Genomic DNA, 16,743 nt, shown 5'->3' with positions numbered 1-16,743 from the left:
CCCCTTGGCGGGGTCGAAGGGGCGGAGCCCCTTCAGGGATGGGATGGGATGGGACGGGTCGGGGCGGCGGGGGCGAAAACCGCCCGAGCCCACGGCGACCGGCGCTCACCTGACGTCCTCGGTCACCCCCAGCGCCGCAAGCAGCCGCACCCGGTACTCGCCGCGCGCCCGAGCGTCCCGGTCGATGGTCAGATCCAGCCCGATCCGCCCCCGCTCCAGCACCCGGTCCGCCAGCACGATCGCCTCGTCCACGTCATGCGTGACCAGCAGCACCGACGGCCGATGCCGCTCCCACAGCTCCCGCAGCAGGTTGTGCATCTTGATCCGGGTCAGCGCGTCCAACGCCCCGAACGGCTCGTCGGCCAACAGCAGCTCCGGCTCCCGCACCAGCGACCGGGCCAGCGCCGCCCGCTGGGCCTCCCCGCCGGACAGCTCACTCGGCCAGGCACGCTCACGACCCTTCAGCCCGACCTCTTCGAGCGCCTCGCGCCCCTTGCGCTCCGCGTCCTTGCCGTCCAGCCCGAGGAGGACGTTGTCCAGGACCCGCCGCCAGGGCAGCAGCCGCGAGTCCTGGAACACCACGGACACCCGCTCGGGAGCGGAGAGCCGCCCGCTGCCGGTCACCCGGTGGTCGAGGCCCGCGACGGCCCGCAACAGCGTGCTCTTGCCGGACCCGCTGTGCCCGAGCAGCGCGGTGAACTGCCCGGCCGGCAGATCGAGGTCGATGCCGTCGAGGACCGTACGGCCGTCGAAGGAGCGGGTCAGCCCGCGCAGCTGGACGGCGGGACGGGTCAGCTGCTCAGTGTGCGGCGCCACGACAGCACCCTCCGTTCGATGATGCGGACCGTGCTGTCGGAGATCAGGCCGAAGATGCCGTAGACGACGAGGCCGACGAGGATGACGTCCGTCTGGCCGTAGTTCTGCGCCTGGAACATCATGTAGCCGAGCCCGCTGGTGGCGTTGATCTGCTCCAGCACCACCAGACCCAGCCAGGAGCCGGTCACCCCGAGCCGCAGTCCGACGAAGAAGCCGGGCAGTGCGCCGGGGATGACGATCTGCCGGATGAACTGGATCCGGTTCAGCCCCTGCACCTCGGCGAGTTCGACGAACCGGCTGTCGATGCCGGACAGCGCCGCATGGGTGTTGAGGTAGATCGGGATGTAGACGACGATGGCGATGATCGCGATCTTGAAGGTCTCGCCGATGCCCAGCCAGAGGATGAACAGCGGGATCAGACCGAGGGTCGGGATCGCCCGGTTGAGGTTCACCGTCCCGTCGATCAGCGCCTCCCCGGTCCGGGTGAGCCCGGACGCCAGCGCGAGGGCGATCCCGGCGGCGAGGCCGAGGACGAACCCGGTGCCGGCGCGTTGCAGCGAGGTCAGGATGTCGTCGGTCAGCGTCCCGTCGGTCCACAGGTGGACGCCGGACTCCACCACCGTCCAGGGCGCCGGGATCGCGCCGGGATCCAGCGCCCCGGCGGCCGACGCCACGGCCCACAGCACGACGAGGAGCGCGGGGCCGGCGAGCCGGGCGGCCGGGACCTGCTTGCCGGGGGAGAGGGAGCGGCGACGGCGGACGCGAAGGTCCGGATCGGGCTCCGCGAGGGGTGGTGCGGTCGTCACGGTCGTGGTGGTCATGGCCGTCACCTCCGGTATTCCGCGGCTACGGACTTGGCGGCGATGCCCTCGAAGCGGTGGTCGAAGAGCTCGCCGACGTCGAACTTCTTCACGAACCCGCCCTCGGCGAGCAGATCCGCGGTCTCCTGCTCCCACTGGATGGCCTCGTCCCAGCTCGGCGGGAACAGAGGCTTGTTGGCGAGCTCGGTGATGGCCTCGGCCTGGGGGAGGGTCAGGTTCTGCGTCCCGACGTAGAACTCCCGGTTCCAGACGTCCGGGTGCTCGTACGTCCACACCTGGCTCCGCGCCCAGAACGGGATGTACGCGGCGATGGCGGCGGCCTTCGCGGAGTCGTTCAGCACCGAGACCGGCGCCCACAGCAGGTTGAGCAGGTCGACGACGTCGGTGGTGATGACGCGGGCGCCCTTGCCCTCGTACTGCTTGAGATAGGCGGGCGTCTGGCTGTTGGCCAGCGGGGCGATGTCGACCTGGCCGGACTGCAGGGCGGTGAGGAACTGGTTGCTGGTCAGCGGGACCAGCTCCACCTCGTCGTACTTCAGCCCGGCCTTCTTCAGTGCCCGCAGCAGCACCACACCCTGCGCCTGGCCCTGCGAGAACGCGAGCCGCCTGCCCTTGAAGTCCCCGACCGACCGGATGTCGCTGCCCGGCTTGGTGGCGAAGAGGTAGTTGGGCTTGCGGGTGATGTTGATCGCCACGATCTTCGCGTCGAAGCCCTGGTAGTACGCCTGGATCGGCGGGATGCCCGCGTTGTTGGCGACGTCCAGGGACTCGGCCCGGAAGGCGTTGATGACGTCGGGCCCGGCGCCGATGTTCAGCCAGTTGCTCACCTTGAAGGGCGGATCTCCCAACTTGGCCAGTCTGATCTGGAGTTGCTGGGCGTTCTGGTACGAGGCGATCTTCAGGCTGGTCCCGGCGGGGACCTTGGTGGCGAGCGGAGCGGTCGAGGCGCCCTCACTGCCGGCGGCCGCGCTGCTGCCGGCGCAGCCGGTGAGGCCGGTGAGTCCGGCGGCGGTGACACCGAGCAGGGAGGTGAGGAAGAGCCGTCGGTCGACGCCGGGCACGGGAGACGTGGGCATGGGAGTACTCCGTGAGTTCGGAAGGAAAGAAGGCATGCGGAATTCCGGGCAGGCAAAAGCCGGAGAAGGGGAATTCAGGCAGCGGGAAATGAGCGCTTCACACGCGGCGACGTGTCAGCAACAGTGGGTGCGACAGCTCACGAACGGGCTCATGAGCAGGATGTTCCTGGTCATCGGCGGTCCCTGTCAATATTCCGAGTTTCTGAATTAAATAGCCTCAGGTGACGCGCCCAACGGATCCCGGTAGAGCACGTCCAACGCCACCGATCCGCCCGCCACGGCAAGGACGGAATCCGCGAAAGTCGTCGGCCCCACCGCTGCCGCACGTGGCGTCCCGACGGCCTTCCGCAGCGCGCCGAGGCAGTCCTCGCGGCTCAGGACGCCGATCTCGGTGACGACGACGGTCTCCGGGTTGAGCACGTCGAGCAGCAGCCCGACCGCCCGCCCGGTCATCCGCGCCCGCTCCGTCAGCAGCCGGGCCGCCACCGGGTCCCCGCCCGCCGCGGCGCGCACGACATGCGTCGGGTTCGTCCCGTCGACGACCCCGGCCTCCCGCGCCCGCCGGCACAACGTCCGTTCGCTCAGCTCCACTTGGAGGCAGCCGACCCGGCCGCAGTCGCAGGTCTCGGTGCCGCCGGGCACCGGCAGATGGGCGATGGCGCCGGCCTGCGAGCGCGGTCCGTGATGCACCTCGTCGTGGGTGGCGAACGCCGCGTCCACCACGTTGCCGACGAACAGATGCAGCACGCTCGCGCTGCCCCGCGCCCGCCCGAACAGCCGCTCCGCGTTCACCAACGCCCGCGCGTGCCCGTCCACATGGACCGGCAGCCCGGTGTGCGCGCCGAGCACCTCCCGCACCGGCACCTCGCGCCAGCCCAGCAGCGGGTGCTCGACGACGGTCCCGGAGTCCCGGTCCACCCAGCCGCCCGCGGCGAACCCGACGCCGAGCGGCCGGCTGCCCGGTGCCTCGTCCAGCAGCGCGGCGAGCCCGTCAGCGGCGCGGGCGAGGACGCCGTACGGACCGTACGGATCCGTGGCCCCCGAGTGCTTCAACTCCCGCTCGGCGACGACCCGTCCACGTAGATCGAGCAGCGCCACCGTGGTGTGGGGCACCGCCACATGGACGCCGCCCACAACGAACCGCGAGTCGTCCAGGTCGACGGGCACATGGGGCCGCCCCACACCACCCGACTGCCGGGGCGCGGCGGCCTCGCGGATGAGACCGCGTGCGGTGAAGCGGGCACAGTAGTCGGTCACCGAGGCCGGTGACAGCCCGGTCAGCCGGGCGATGGTGCTGCGCGCGACCGGCCCGTGCTCCAGGACGGACCGCAGCACGACGCTGGCACTGGTCCGGCGCCGGTCACGGTCGGCGACACGGGGGACAGGGGACGAGAGGGCGGGTGGTGCCGCGGTATGGGGCATGGGACTTCCTCGGGAGCCGGTCCGACACTGCGCCGTCTGGCGAGTCGGACCGACGGGCCGACTCACCCAGGCAGGCGACAGGCGGCCGCGCCCACGCGTCGCAGGTCGACATGGCGACGCGACGTGAAGTTCCGGGACTGGGCGACCATGTGCTCGAAGCTAGCAAACGGCCCACCCGCTGCCCAGACGGCGACCGACGGGCGAGACGGCAATCCCTCTGCCCAGCCCGATTGGTGAATCCCTACAGTCGGCCCCCGCCCCGGTCATGTGAGGTGAACGTCCCTGCCTCCGTGACCGGCATCACCCCGTACCCCGTGTAACCCCCACTCTTTGTCCGGAGCCCACCAACCCCACGAACCGCCCTTTGTCGACCACTGACGGTGAGGGACCGAAACCCCCTGGGATAGCGTCACAAGGTCCCGTACCGCCCTCACCCTCGCGGAGTCCCCATGAGCACGGCAGCCGCCGCCCCCGCCCGCCCCGGACAGGTCCTCGCCGACCTGCTCCCGGCTTCCCGCGTCCGCGACATCGCGCTCGTCGTCGGCGGCGCCGCGCTCACCGGCCTCGCGGCCCAGATCGCCGTGCCCGTGCCGGGCTCCCCGGTGCCGGTGACCGGCCAGACCCTCGCGGTCCTGCTGGTCGGCACGGCCCTCGGCGCCGGCCGCGGCTTCCTCTCCCTCGCCCTGTACGCCCTGGCGGGCATCGCGGGCGTGCCGTGGTTCGCGGACGGCACCTCCGGCGCCGCCGCCCCCTCCTTCGGCTACATCCTCGGCATGATCCTCGCCTCCACCGTCGTCGGCGCCCTGGCCCGCCGCGGCGCCGACCGGACCGCGCTGCGCACCGCGGGCGCCATGCTGCTGGGCGAGGCGATCATCTACGCCGTCGGCGTCCCCTACCTGGCCCTCGCCACCGGCATGTCCGCGACCGCTGCCATCGCGGCCGGCCTCACCCCGTTCCTGATCGGCGACGCCCTGAAGGCGGCCCTGGCGATGGGCGCCCTGCCCACCACCTGGAAGCTGCTCAACCGCTGACGCCGTAGTTCCCGCGAAAGAGGCTCGCCGGGTCGTACCGCGACTTGATCCCGGCGAGCCTCTTCCGCGTCCCGGCGTCGTACAGCCCGGCGCCCCGATCCCCCGCTCCGAAGACGAAGTTGACGGCCCGCCCGAGCGTGACGGGTGCGAGCAGCTCGAAGGCGGGGTCCAGGATCTCCCGGGCCCGTTCCCGGTCCGCCATGGTCAACATCCGCACCAGGAACGCGCCTTCGCGATACGGCACCGAGTCCGCGGCGGGCCGGGCGAGCGCCCCGCCCAGCTGACTGACCTGCACGACACACATCGCACCGGCGGCCTTAGGCCCGGTACGCCTGAGCACCTCGGCCACCGCGTCGAGGTCCCACTCGCCCAACACCGCGCTGTCCCCGTACTACACGCTCACCCGGTCCATGTGCCGGGTCGAGACGAGGACCCCGCCGTCGACCGGCCCGGGAAGCCCATGGCCCGTCGCCTTGATGCCGACGGTCAGCCGCCGCTCGGCCGCGTACCGCACCGCGGCCGTCACATCGGCGGTCCCGCGGGCGGGGACGACGAGGTCGGGCCGCTGGGCGAAGCCGGTCTGGACCCGGCGAGTTCGTCGTCGTAGCCGGAGTCGCCGGGACGGAGAAGGGGCAGGTCGGTGAGGTGTCGAGGGAAGGTCATGGCACAAAGACTGGCCGGATAACCTGACAACCACCGTCAGGTTATCCGGCCGATCCGTTCTGTTCCCGTTGGCCCCGCCTCAGTCGGCGGCGTGCCTCCTGGGCCGCCGCAGCTGGGACCACCACAGCCCGGCCGCGCCGACCGCGATCAGCGTGGCGCCGGCCGCGCCCAGCGGCAGCACGTCACGGCCGAGGCCGGTCTTGGGCAGTTCGTCGGCGCCCGGTGCGACCGGCTTGTTGTCGGTGCCGAGGAGCAGCGGGGTGGCCGGGGCGTCGGGCGACGGATTCGTCGTACCGAACGGCACCGGGCCCTGCTGCCAGTACGTCTTCTTGCCGTCTCCGCTCTGGACCGGGAGGCATATGTTGCCGGTCTTGCCCAGGTCGTAGGTGGCCTCGACGGGGTACGACTTCGACTCACCGGCCGGGAGATTGTCGAGAGGGCAGGAGAAACCGCTGTTCGAACCCTCGGGAAGACTGCCTTCCGCGATAGCTGAACAGCCCTCCACATTCTTGACCGTGAGGCCGTCGAAACCGACGACCAAAAGCTGGATCTTTCCGCTGTCCTTGGTCCCTTCGTTCTTCACCGTGGCGGTGATGTCGGTCTTCTTCGAACCGTTGTCCACCGAGATCTTTTCGGGCAGCAGAGTCGTCAGTTTCACCCCTGCCGGCGCCTCGTCGATGACCTTTCCCCCCTTGCTGCTGCCAGGACCCTGGTCGTCCGCGCCGGCAGTGGCGGAAAGGATCAGCACTGCCGAGAAAGATGTCGCGACCAGCGATCCCGCGATGGCCGTCGTGCGACGAGAACTCATGTTCGTCCCCCTTGCCTGCGCCTGAATTCGCAGTACTTGAAGAGCTACCACAAGATTTCTCCGCACTATGCTGATACGGCTGGAAGTGTGACCATTGTGTTTCAATGGCGGATGTCCGATGCGGCGTAGTGGGGGGTGCAGCGGATTGCCGGGAAACGTGGGAAACATGGGAAGTCCAGAGAACTCTGATCATGCTGGTGGTGGTGCGCGGAACGGCGGGGTCCCAGGTTCCCTGGTGACGGGCCGTTATCGGCTGGTCGAGAGTATTGGCCAGGGGGGAATGGGGCGCGTGTGGCGAGCGGTCGACGAAATTCTCGACCGGCTGGTCGCCGTCAAGGAAATGCGCATAGACGGCCTCGACCCCGAGGACACACGCACCCGCCGTGAACGCACCCTGCGCGAGGCGCGGGCGACGGCACGGATCGACCACCCCAACGTCGTCCGCGTCTACGACGTGGTCGACGAGGGCGAACGCCTGTGGATCGTCATGGAGTTGGTGGCCGGCCGCTCCCTCGAACGCATCATGGCGGAGGAGGGCCCGCTGGGCCCGTGCGAGACGGCCCGGATCGGCATCGGCCTGGTCGCGGCACTGCGCCAGGTGCACGCCCGGGGCGTCCTCCACCGAGACATCAAGCCGGGCAACGTCCTGGTGGAGACCGAGGTGACGCGGACCCGCGGGCGGGGCCGGGTCGTCCTGACGGACTTCGGCATCGCGGCGATCCAGGACGCCAAGGCCCTCACCATGGTCGGCATGCTGGTCGGCTCCCCCGACTACATGGCCCCCGAACGCATCTCCGGCCGCCCCCAGGGCCCACCGTCCGACATCTGGTCCCTCGGCGCCACCCTGAGCGCGGCCCTCGTCGGCCGCTCCCCCTTCTCCCGCGACACCACCCTGTCAACCCTCCACGCGGTCCTCTACGAGGAACCCGAACTCCCGCCCACAGCAGGCCCCTTGCGGGACATCCTGACCACCCTCCTACAAAAGAACCCCACCCACCGCCCCGGCCTGGACGCCCTGGAGACCGCCCTGGAACCGGTCGCGTTCCCGGCTCCTACGCCGACGATGCCGGTGGTGGGGGGAGGGGTGCTCTGGGAGGGGGCGGAGAGGCCTGGGGGTGGGGGGCCGGGGGTTGAGGTTGAGGGTGAGGGTGGTTCTGGGTTTGGGGGAGTGGGGGTTGACGGCGGCTCTGGGTTTGAGGGGGTGGGAGTTGAGGGCGGCTCTGAGCTTGGGGTGGCGGGGGCCGAGGTCGGCTCGGGGGGTCGGGGAACGGGAGACGAGGTCGGCTCGGGGGGTCGGGAAGCGGGAGACGAGGCCCATCGAGGCCAGGGAGCGGGAGACGAGGCCGGCCGTCGGGGTGGGGCAGTGGAAGCTGAGCCTGTCTCTGGTGGTGGGCGAGCGGAAGCCGAGGCTGGTGTTGGTGTTGGCGGTGGAGGTCAGGAGGCTGGGGCTGGCGTCAGGGGTGAGGGGCCAGAGGGGAGAGTCAGTCCTGGGGATCGGGAGGCTGGACCTGAGAGTTGGGGATCGCAGGCTGAAGCTGGCCCTGGGGGTTGGGTAGCGGAGATCGAGGCCGCCCGGGGGAGTTGGGGAGCGCAGGCTGAGCCTGGCTCTGGGGGACAGGGGGAGGAGTTCGAGGCTGGCGTCAGGCGTGGGGAAGCGTGGGGCGACGTCGGTCCTGGGGGCCATGAGGCAGGCATCGGGCGCGGAGGCGCGGAGGCTGACGTCGGCCGCGTGGGTCGGGAAAGTGAGGCTGAGCCCAGCCCTTGGCTCCGGGGGTGGGACGTCGAGGCCGCACCTGAGAGCGACGGGACGGAAACGGCCGCGAGTTCCGAGCACTCCGGGGCGCGTGAGCCCGAGGCCGGGCCGGCAAGGCGTACGGCCGGACGCCAGGAGCCGGGCCGGGGTCAGCAGTTGGAGCCAGGCCCTGGAGAGGTAGCGGTTCCTGGAGCGGTGGGGGCGCCAGAGCGCGGGCCCGGACAGGGGGCTCCCTCCGGGGCCGAGCGTTGGGGCGGTGCTGCGGACGGGACTGCCCTCAACGGTGCGCCGCAGGCCGGACCGGCGCCGGAGCCCGGCCGTTCGCGTGGACCGGAACCCGTACGCGGCACCGGGCCGGACCCCGTACGCCACCCTGGAACCAGCCCCCACCCCGGCCCGTCGGTCACCTCTGATCAGGCAACGACGGCACTCCACGAGCCCGAGCAGACACTGGGGCCGGCGCCCCAGCCAGAGCGGACGCACACCTCAGTACACGGGCTCCAGCCACCGCACCACCAGGTTCCCGAACCCCAACCACCCCACCACCAGGTTCCCGAACCCCAACCACCGCACGGGCGCGACCCCGGACCCACCCCTGCACAAACCCCCGCACCCCCATCGCCCCCCACCCCACCCGACCCCCGTCAACCGGACGACGTACACGACGCCATACCGACACAGGCCTCGCCCCCCACCAAAGACATACGAACCGAGAACGCCGGAACCGAACCCGAACACCCCCAGACCGACGACGTCCCGCACACCACCACCGACCCCCGCCCCCGCCCTCGCCCACGCCCTACGCCAGCCCCCGTCTCGCAATCCACGTCGAAGGCCCGTTCGGAGGTCCGTACACCCACACCGCCCGGCAACTCCGGCACAGCCGCACCCCACCGTCCCGGCGTCTCCCTGGCCCGCTCCGAAGCGGTGACCGAGCAGCGTCCCCTGCCCGCAGGCGCCCACCCGCACGGCGTCATGCCACCCGGCGAGCTCCCCGGCCCGGCCGTCCCGGCGGGGCAACCCCGTCGAGGGCGACGCCGTACAGGGAAAGTCGCCGCCGTCGGAATCGTCGCCGCAGGCGCCACCGTGGCGGTCGTCCTGGCGATCAACCCGGGCGCCCCTGAGGACGATCACGCCGGCTCCTCGCCGTCACCGTCACCGTCGTCCTCCTCCGCGTCCCCCTCCGCCTCCTCCACCGTCGAAGGCACAGCGAGGCCGCAAAGCCTCCCGCCGGGATCCCGCAGGGAGGCGGGCGGGTTCGCATGGGTGCCGCCCGAGGGCTGGCGGCGGGACGTCAAGACCGGTTCGGAGGTGCACTACACCTCCCCGGACGCCGCACAGGAACTCGCCGCCAAGTCGTCCCTGGCCCGCGACGACCTGATGGACTCCTGGCAGAAGTCGGAGGAGAACGCCCAGCAAGGGCAGCAGTACCGCAAGATCCGCCTGGAACGGACGACGTTCCGCGGGCACCCGGCGGTCGTCTGGGAGTACACCTTCACACTCCAGGGCGCCCCCTGGCACGCCCGGCTGCTGGGCTTCACGGTGGAAGGCAAGTCGTACCAGATCAACACGTGGTACTGGCCGGACATGGAGGCGGAGGCGTTGCAGACCTACGAGAAGGTGAGAGACACCTTCACGGTCCTGTAAACGCGCACGCCGACACAAGCCAAGGGACCTTCGGAAACGCGCACGCGTCTTCCGAAGGCCCCTCGAACTTCAAGCCAGGCTCAGCCGGCGGGCTCAGCCGGCGGGCTCAGCCGTCCGCTCAGCCCGGGTCAGTCATCCTCAGCCGGTCTTGACCTCATCACGCGGCTCATCCGAAACGGCCGCCGCCGCCCCGCCCGCCACCGCACGCCCCCGGCCGACCTTCTCCTTCACGAAGGCCACGATCAGCACCACCGCCGCCACCAGCAGCGACAGCAGCACCGTCTTCCGGCCGTCGTGCTCGGTGTCGGTCAGCATGTAGCCCAGCACGAACACGATCAGCGCGGCCGTCGCCCAGGTCAGATACGGGTACAGCCACATCCGCACGACCAGCTTCTCCGGCGCCTCGGCCTGGATGATCTTCCGCATGCGCAGCTGCGAGAAGCAGATCACCAGCCACACGAACAGCGCGACCGCACCGGAGGAGTTGACGAGGAAGAGGAAGACGGAGTCCGGGAACTTGTAGTTGAAGAAGACGGCGACGAAGCCGAACACCACGGACACGAGGATCGCCGTCCGCGGCACACCCCGGCCGGTCGTCCGCGCGAACGACTTCGGCGCGTCCCCGCGCTGGCCGAGCGAGAAGGCCATACGGGAGGCGGTGTAGAGGCCGGAGTTGAGACAGGACAGCACCGAGGTCAGCACGATGAAGTTCATGATCTGACCGGCGTGCGGGATACCGAGGGAGTCGAGAGCGGCGACGTACGAACCGTCCTCGGCGATCGACTTGCTGTCCCAGGGCAGCAGGGCCACCACGACGAGGATCGAACCGAGGTAGAAGACGGCGACACGCCAGATGATGCTGTTGGTGGCCTTGGTGACGGCCTGCTGCGGGTTCTCGGACTCACCGGCGGCCAGCGTGGCGATCTCGCTGCCCATGAAGGAGAAGACGACGAGCAGCACACCGGTGAGGATCGCCCCGGCACCGTGGGGCAGGAATCCGCCGTGGTCGGTGAGGTTGCTCAGTCCGGCCTGCGAGCTGTCGACGCCCGGCAGCAGCCCGAAGACGGCGAGCCCGCCGATGACGATGAACGCGGCGATGGCCACGACCTTGATCCCGGCGAACCAGAACTCGAACTCACCGTAGGAGCCGACGGAGACCAGGTTGGTGGCGGTGAGCACCACCATCACGATCAGCGCCCAGCCCCACTGCGGAACGGCCGGTATCCACCCCTCCAGGATCTCCGCACCGGCGGTCGCCTCGACTGCCAGCACGACCACCCAGAAGAACCAGTACAGCCAGCCGATGGAGAAGCCGGCCCAGGGCCCGAGCGCCCGGTCGGCGTGGGCGGAGAACGATCCGGACGTCGGGTTGGCCGCGGACATCTCGCCGAGCATCCGCATCACCAGCACCACGAGCGTGCCGACGAGGGCGTACGACAGGAGGATGCCGGGTCCTGCGGTGGCGATACCGGAGCTGGACCCGACGAAGAGTCCGGCGCCGATGACGCCACCGATGGCGATCATGGAGAGATGACGGTTCTTGAGTCCGGCCTGGAGGCCATGGCCGCCGACGGCCGGCTCGGCCGTCTTCTGGTTCGGCTGCGAAGTCATGGAACGGATTTCCTTTGCGCCGTGGGGAGCGGTTCTCGTACGAGTCGTAATGGAGCGGCGTACGAGTCGGACCAGTGAATCGGAGGAGAACGGATTCGGGAACCTTTGATTCGAGATTGTTACTTGAGGTTTCCTTGAGCTTCCATGGAATGTGTCACACTAAACGTGATCGACACCCGGCGCTGCTGCCCCGAAACAGCCGTGTCACACTCGTTCCATGCGCGTGTATCTCGGCTCCGACCATGCGGGCTTCGAACTCAAGAACCACCTCGTCGACTGGCTGAAGGCGGCGGGTCACGACCCGGTCGACTGCGGCCCCCACATCTACGACGCCCAGGACGACTACCCGCCCTTCTGCCTCCGCGCCGCGGAGAAGACGGCCGCGGACCCCGACTCCCTCGGCATCGTCATCGGCGGCTCGGGCAACGGCGAGCAGATCGCCGCCAACAAGGTGAAGGGCGTCCGCGCGGCCCTCGCCTGGAGCGAGGAGACGGCCTCCCTCGGCCGCCAGCACAACAACGCGAACGTCGTGGCGGTCGGCGCCCGCATGCACACGCAGGACGAGGCCACGAAGTTCGTCGAGACGTTCCTCAACACCCCGTACTCCGGTGACGAGCGTCACACCCGCCGCATCACCATGCTGGCCACCTACGAAACGACCGGCGACCTCCCCCCGATCCCCCCGCACCACCCCCAGCAGTAGCCCCCGTCAGCCCGTCCGACGTCTGAGGACGAGCCGCATTTTCAGCCCGTCCGACGTTTGACGACGAGCCGCATCTTTCAGCCCGTCCGACGTTTGACGACGAGCCGCATCTTTCAGCCCGTCCGGCGTTTGAGGACGAGGCCCGAAGGGCCGACAGCGGGGTCGAAGGGGCGGAGCCCCTTCAAGGGATGGGACGGGTAGGGGCGGCGGGGGCGAAAAACCCTGGCGCCCCCCACCCCCCCACCCCCTCCACGAACAAGGAGCCACCGTGCCCGAGGGTCACACCATCCACCGCCTGGCCCTCGACTACGCGACAGCGTTCCGCGGCACAACCCCCCACGTCACCAGCCCCCAGGGCAAGTTCTCCGACGCCGCCGCCCTGCTCGACCACGCCGAACTCACCCACACCGAGGCCCACGGCAAACACCTCTTCCTCGGCTTCCGCGACACCGACTGGATCCACATCCACCTCGGCCTCTTCGGCAAGGTCAACTTCGGCCCCACCCCCGCACCCCCACCCACGGACACCGTCCGCCTCCGCCTTACGAACACCACCGCATACGTAGACCTCCGCGGCCCCACCACCTGCGCCCTCATCACCGACCCCGAGAAGCAGGCGATACACGACCGCCTCGGCCCCGACCCCCTCCGCGCCGACGCCGACCCCCACCAGGCCTACCGACGGATCTCCCGCAGCCGTACGACGATCGCCGCCCTGCTCATGGACCAGAAGGTCATCGCGGGCGTCGGCAACGTCTACCGAGCCGAGGTCCTCTTCCGCCACCGCGTCGACCCGTACCGCGCGGGCAAGGACATCACCCCCACCCAGTGGGACGCGATCTGGTCGGACCTGGTGGCGCTGATGCGCGAGGGCGTCCGCAACAACCGCATCGACACCGTCCGCCCGGAGCACACCCCGGAGGCGATGGGCCGCCCCCCGCGCGTCGACGACCACGGCGGCGAGGTCTACGTCTACCGAAGGGCCACCCTGCCCTGCCACATCTGCGGCGACGAGATCCGCACCGCCGACCTCGCCGCCCGCAACCTCTTCTGGTGCCCGAACTGCCAGACCCCGTAGGGACGTTGCCGAAGCCGCCCCGGGTTCGGCCTCAGAACCCGTGCGGCAACCACGGCGCCACGGCCGAGGCGAACCCCACCGAGGCCTCCGCCAGCGCCCCCTGCCGCACCTCCCGAACCCGCCCGGCCGCCCCCAGCGCCTCCAGGCTCACGCCACCGAGATACGCCGCCCCCAACTCCCGTACGGACAGGGAGAGATCGGCCACGTCGGTCGTACGCTCGCAGGACGCGCCCTTGGGATCCCCGGACAGCCGCCAACGCCCGGCGTTCCAGGGGCAGAAGGCGTCCTCGACCTCCAGCACCACATCCACCGGCGCCTGATAGGTCCGCGCCGCCAGCGCGGCCCCGAGGTCCACCAGCCGTACATGCAGGGAGTCCCGCACCCGCAGCGCACACCGCCGGATGTCGGACACCTGGTACTGCCAGGCCTCGTCCACCGGACGCCCGTACGCCTGCACCGTGGAGGTCAGGTCGATGTCGAACAGGAACCGCCACAGCGCGGCCTGCGCCGCCGGGTCCAGGGCCTCCGTGTCCCGCAGCTGGACGACGCCCTTGGGCCCGGCGGCATCCCAGTCCGGCTTGACCCGGAAACGCGCGTACCCCACGACCTCGCCGTCCCGCTCCGCCAGCACGCACTGCAACGGCGACGCGCCCTCCCGGTCGCTCTCCGGGTCGAGCAGCCTGAGCCGCTCCCAGCCGGGCGCCCGTACGAGCATCCCCGGCCGCCCGGGGACCTCGCGCGCGTACACGGCCTCGCACACGTTGAGGACGTCGGCCGCGACGGCGTACCGCAGACGTACGTCATCCGTGCCGGGCGGCACGGACAGCCGGACGCGGCTCGTGTCGATCTCGCAGTTCACATGGAAGGTGCCGACGCCGTACCCGAAGCGGCCGTAGATCTCCGGCTCGGACGCGGTCAGCACGGCCAGCGGCCAGCCCCACGCGCGCACGTCGTCGAGCTGCCGGCGCATCATCGACGTCAGGACGCCGCGCCGGCGGTGCGTCGCGGCGACGCTGACCATGGTGACCCCGGCGGCGGGCACGGCGGCCCCGCCGGGCACGGTCAGCCGGAAGCTGAAGGCACCGGCCGTGCCCACACACGCGTCCCCGTCCCAGGCGCCGAGGGAACGGTCGAGCTCGGTGAGGGAGTTCCACAACTCCCGCTCCTCGGCCGCCTCCGGGACCCCGCCGAAGCCGCGGATCAGCGTGTCGTACCAGATGTCCCACTCGTCCCGCCGCACCACCCGCAGCTCGGGACGGCCGGAATTCCCGGGGTTCCCGGGGTTCCCGGGGTACCGGGGGAGGCTCGCACTGTCCTTCGCATTCGCCATGAACCATGCGTACCAGGGCATTGCGGGACGAGCGAGGGAATTTCTCGTTGGCGGCTACGAGCTGGCTTTCCGTGAAGTTGACTGTGAAGTTGAACCTCGGACGGGGGACAAGTGGGACCTCCCGTGCCAAGCAGCTGGTCCGATGGATAGGGTCCCGAACTAATGGCAGCAGGACGAGAGCGGCGCACGGCGGCCGAGACGTTCACGGCCCGGTTGAAGATGCAGTGGCACCGGGCCCGCGTCGGCGTGCGCAGAAGCGCGGTGGACTACTTCCGCGGCGACGGCTCCGACTGGATCGCACTGGCCGGCCTGCTGCTGACCGTCCCCCTGATCTGCGCCGTGACGATGGCCAACCCGGTCTGGTTCTCCCCGGCCGCACTGGTCCTCCCCATCGTCGCGGGCGGCCTGCTGCTGCGCCCGGCGAGCCTGCTGGGCCTGTACGCGGCGGCGGCGACGGCACTGATCGTGGAGTCGGTGCAGCTGGGGCCGTACACGGAGGGCCCCTCCCGCGTCACCCCGGGCGTGGTCCTGGTCGTGGCGGCGTGCGGCTTCTTCGGTCTCCTCATCGCGCAGTTCCGCAGCCGCGTGGGCGTGCCCTGGCGGCGCGGCGGCACGATGCTCTTCGACCTGCGCGAACGCATCCGCGTCCAGAGCAAGCTGCCGAGCCTGCCGCACGGCTGGCACCGCGAGATGGCGCTGCGCCCGGCGGGCGGCCAGTCCTTCTCGGGCGACTTCGTGGTCGCGGCCCGCACGAACGGCGGCCGCACGCTGGAGGTGGTCCTGACGGACGTCTCCGGCAAGGGCATGGACGCGGGCTCGCGCGCGCTGCTCCTCTCCGGAGCCTTCGGCGGTCTCCTGGGCAGCCTGCCCCCGCACGCGTTCCTCCCCGCGGCCAACGGCTACCTGCTCCGCCAGGACTGGGACGAGGGCTTCGCCACCTCGATCCACCTGGTCCTGGACCTGGACTCGGGCGACTACGAGCTCTACTCCGCGGGCCACCCGCCGGGCCTGCAGCTCAGCGCGGGCAGCGGCCGCTGGGAGGAGAAGGCGGCCGAGGGCCCCCTGCTCGGCGTCTACGACGGCGCCCAGTTCGACCCCGTCAAGGGCTCACTACGCCCCGGAGACGTCCTGATGCTCTTCACCGACGGCCTCGTCGAGACCTCCGACCGCGACATCGTCGAGGGCATAGACCGCCTCACCGGCGAAGCCGACCGCTACGTGGCCGGCGGCTTCCACGGAGCCGCCTGGCACCTCATCGAGGCAGTGGCCAAGGACGTCAACGACGACAGAGCCCTCCTGCTCATCTGCCGAGAGGGCCCGTCCGGCACGTTCAGCCCGTCCGGCGTTTGAGGACGAGCGCCTTATCTTTCAGCCTGTCCGGCGTTTGAGGACGAGGCCCGCAGGGCCGATGGGGGTCCAGGGGGCGGAGCCCCCTGGCGGGGTCGAAGGGGCGGAGCCCCTTCAAGGATGGGACGGGTAGGGGCGGCGGGGGCGAGGGCACACTGGACCGGTGACCGACACCGACCACCCGACCCCGCTGCCCCTGGCCGCCGTAGAGACCATCGCCCGCACGGCCCACGCCCGCCAGAAGGACAAGGCCGGCCGCCCGTACACCGAACACCTCAGAGCCGTAGCGGACGGCGTACGCACCCGCGGCGGCGACGACGCCCAGATCGCCGCGGCCTGGCTCCACGACGCGGTGGAGGACGACGCCCTCACCGACCAGTGGCTGGAAGAAGCCCCACTGAGCCCCCGAACGAAGGCGATCGTCCGCGCCGTCACCAAGCACCCGGGCGAACCCCCCGAGGCCTACGCCACCCGCATCCTCACCACCCCGGGCGCCCTCCTCGTGAAGGAGGCGGACCTGGCCCACAACGCGGACCCGTCCCGCCTGGCCGCCCTCGACGAACCGACCCGCAAACGACTGACCGAGAAGTACGCACGGATGCGCGCACTTCTCGGCCTGACCGGAGACTGACTCTCC

General features: G+C 70.6%; 17 protein-coding genes and 1 pseudogene. 8 read left to right on the top strand and 10 right to left on the bottom strand.

Features of this window, described 5'->3' with window-relative positions; all coding sequences use genetic code 11:
- Positions 1 to 105 precede the first annotated feature (105 nt).
- From AQJ67_RS21335 to AQJ67_RS21320, 4 genes are all read right to left on the bottom strand, one after another.
- Entirely contained in the window at positions 106 to 816 is a 711-nt protein-coding gene (locus AQJ67_RS21335; RefSeq protein ID WP_062720642.1) for an ABC transporter ATP-binding protein, read from the bottom strand.
- Positions 792 to 1,637 (bottom strand): ABC transporter permease, encoded by an 846-nt coding sequence (locus AQJ67_RS21330; protein WP_079056084.1) that lies wholly within the window; start codon positions 1,635 to 1,637, stop codon positions 792 to 794. The genes AQJ67_RS21335 and AQJ67_RS21330 overlap by 25 nt, the downstream gene beginning before the upstream one ends.
- Before the next feature lie 5 nt (positions 1,638 to 1,642).
- Complete coding sequence (locus AQJ67_RS21325) at positions 1,643 to 2,713, bottom strand: ABC transporter substrate-binding protein (protein ID WP_062720640.1); 1,071 nt, start codon at positions 2,711 to 2,713, stop codon at positions 1,643 to 1,645.
- A 207-nt stretch (positions 2,714 to 2,920) separates the two neighbouring features.
- Positions 2,921 to 4,135, bottom strand: a complete 1,215-nt coding sequence (locus tag AQJ67_RS21320) for an ROK family transcriptional regulator (protein WP_062720639.1) — start codon at positions 4,133 to 4,135, stop codon at positions 2,921 to 2,923.
- 449 nt (positions 4,136 to 4,584) lie between these two features.
- Here AQJ67_RS21320 and AQJ67_RS21315 point away from each other — a divergent pair, with 449 nt between their 5' ends.
- Positions 4,585 to 5,166, top strand: a complete 582-nt coding sequence (locus AQJ67_RS21315; protein WP_062720638.1) for a biotin transporter BioY — start codon at positions 4,585 to 4,587, stop codon at positions 5,164 to 5,166.
- Here AQJ67_RS21315 and AQJ67_RS49465 read toward each other — a convergent pair.
- The 4 genes from AQJ67_RS49465 to AQJ67_RS21305 all read right to left on the bottom strand — a co-directional run bounded on the left by AQJ67_RS49465 (position 5,156) and on the right by AQJ67_RS21305 (position 6,637).
- Complete coding sequence (locus AQJ67_RS49465; RefSeq protein ID WP_062720637.1) at positions 5,156 to 5,542, bottom strand: BBE domain-containing protein; 387 nt, start codon at positions 5,540 to 5,542, stop codon at positions 5,156 to 5,158. The genes AQJ67_RS21315 and AQJ67_RS49465 overlap by 11 nt on opposite strands.
- Before the next feature lie 15 nt (positions 5,543 to 5,557).
- Complete coding sequence (locus AQJ67_RS49460; protein ID WP_244190545.1) at positions 5,558 to 5,692, bottom strand: hypothetical protein; 135 nt, start codon at positions 5,690 to 5,692, stop codon at positions 5,558 to 5,560.
- Positions 5,689 to 5,829, bottom strand: a complete 141-nt coding sequence (locus AQJ67_RS49455) for a hypothetical protein (RefSeq protein ID WP_244190544.1) — start codon at positions 5,827 to 5,829, stop codon at positions 5,689 to 5,691. Before AQJ67_RS49455 ends, AQJ67_RS49460 begins: the two co-directional genes overlap by 4 nt.
- A gap of 79 nt (positions 5,830 to 5,908) precedes the next feature.
- On the bottom strand, positions 5,909 to 6,637 hold the full coding sequence (locus AQJ67_RS21305) for a hypothetical protein (protein WP_062720636.1): 729 nt from the start codon (positions 6,635 to 6,637) through the stop codon (positions 5,909 to 5,911).
- Positions 6,638 to 6,869: 232 nt separating this feature from the next.
- On the opposite strand from AQJ67_RS21305, the pseudogene AQJ67_RS45415 reads away from it, so the two are divergent.
- From AQJ67_RS45415 to AQJ67_RS48315, 3 genes and pseudogenes are all read left to right on the top strand, one after another.
- A pseudogene (locus tag AQJ67_RS45415) lies at positions 6,870 to 7,709 on the top strand (serine/threonine-protein kinase); the annotation flags it as partial.
- Between the two features lie 103 nt (positions 7,710 to 7,812).
- On the top strand, positions 7,813 to 8,193 hold the full coding sequence (locus AQJ67_RS48320) for a hypothetical protein (RefSeq protein ID WP_167366214.1): 381 nt from the start codon (positions 7,813 to 7,815) through the stop codon (positions 8,191 to 8,193).
- Between the two features lie 1,124 nt (positions 8,194 to 9,317).
- Entirely contained in the window at positions 9,318 to 10,037 is a 720-nt protein-coding gene (locus tag AQJ67_RS48315) for a hypothetical protein (protein ID WP_167366213.1), read from the top strand.
- 138 nt (positions 10,038 to 10,175) lie between these two features.
- On the opposite strand, the gene AQJ67_RS21280 is transcribed toward AQJ67_RS48315, so the two are convergent.
- Positions 10,176 to 11,648 carry an amino acid permease gene (locus AQJ67_RS21280; protein WP_062720631.1) on the bottom strand — a complete coding sequence of 491 codons (1,473 nt, stop codon included), beginning with the start codon at positions 11,646 to 11,648 and terminating at the stop codon, positions 10,176 to 10,178.
- 217 nt (positions 11,649 to 11,865) lie between these two features.
- Between AQJ67_RS21280 and AQJ67_RS21275 the strand changes: the two genes are divergently transcribed.
- Both AQJ67_RS21275 and AQJ67_RS21270 read left to right on the top strand, forming a co-directional pair.
- The gene (locus AQJ67_RS21275) at positions 11,866 to 12,351 is read left to right on the top strand and encodes a ribose-5-phosphate isomerase (protein ID WP_062720630.1); all 486 of its coding nucleotides are present in this window, start codon (positions 11,866 to 11,868) and stop codon (positions 12,349 to 12,351) included.
- A 268-nt stretch (positions 12,352 to 12,619) separates the two neighbouring features.
- A complete protein-coding gene (locus AQJ67_RS21270) occupies positions 12,620 to 13,429 on the top strand; it encodes an Fpg/Nei family DNA glycosylase (protein WP_062720629.1) in 810 nt (269 codons plus the stop codon).
- 31 nt (positions 13,430 to 13,460) lie between these two features.
- Here AQJ67_RS21270 and AQJ67_RS21265 read toward each other — a convergent pair whose 3' ends face one another.
- The gene (locus AQJ67_RS21265) at positions 13,461 to 14,672 is read right to left on the bottom strand and encodes a GNAT family N-acetyltransferase (protein ID WP_062721044.1); all 1,212 of its coding nucleotides are present in this window, start codon (positions 14,670 to 14,672) and stop codon (positions 13,461 to 13,463) included.
- 249 nt (positions 14,673 to 14,921) lie between these two features.
- Here AQJ67_RS21265 and AQJ67_RS21260 point away from each other — a divergent pair, with 249 nt between their 5' ends.
- Both AQJ67_RS21260 and AQJ67_RS21255 read left to right on the top strand, forming a co-directional pair.
- Entirely contained in the window at positions 14,922 to 16,109 is a 1,188-nt protein-coding gene (locus AQJ67_RS21260) for a PP2C family protein-serine/threonine phosphatase (RefSeq protein ID WP_062720628.1), read from the top strand.
- Between the two features lie 160 nt (positions 16,110 to 16,269).
- Positions 16,270 to 16,737 (top strand): HD domain-containing protein, encoded by a 468-nt coding sequence (locus AQJ67_RS21255; protein WP_062720627.1) that lies wholly within the window; start codon positions 16,270 to 16,272, stop codon positions 16,735 to 16,737.
- Positions 16,738 to 16,743 lie beyond the last annotated feature (6 nt).

This window comes from Streptomyces caeruleatus (genome assembly GCF_001514235.1).
GTDB classification, from domain to species: domain Bacteria; phylum Actinomycetota; class Actinomycetes; order Streptomycetales; family Streptomycetaceae; genus Streptomyces; species Streptomyces caeruleatus.
Note: the sequence above shows the minus strand (reverse complement) of the source record. Positions and strands in the feature narration are given on the sequence as shown.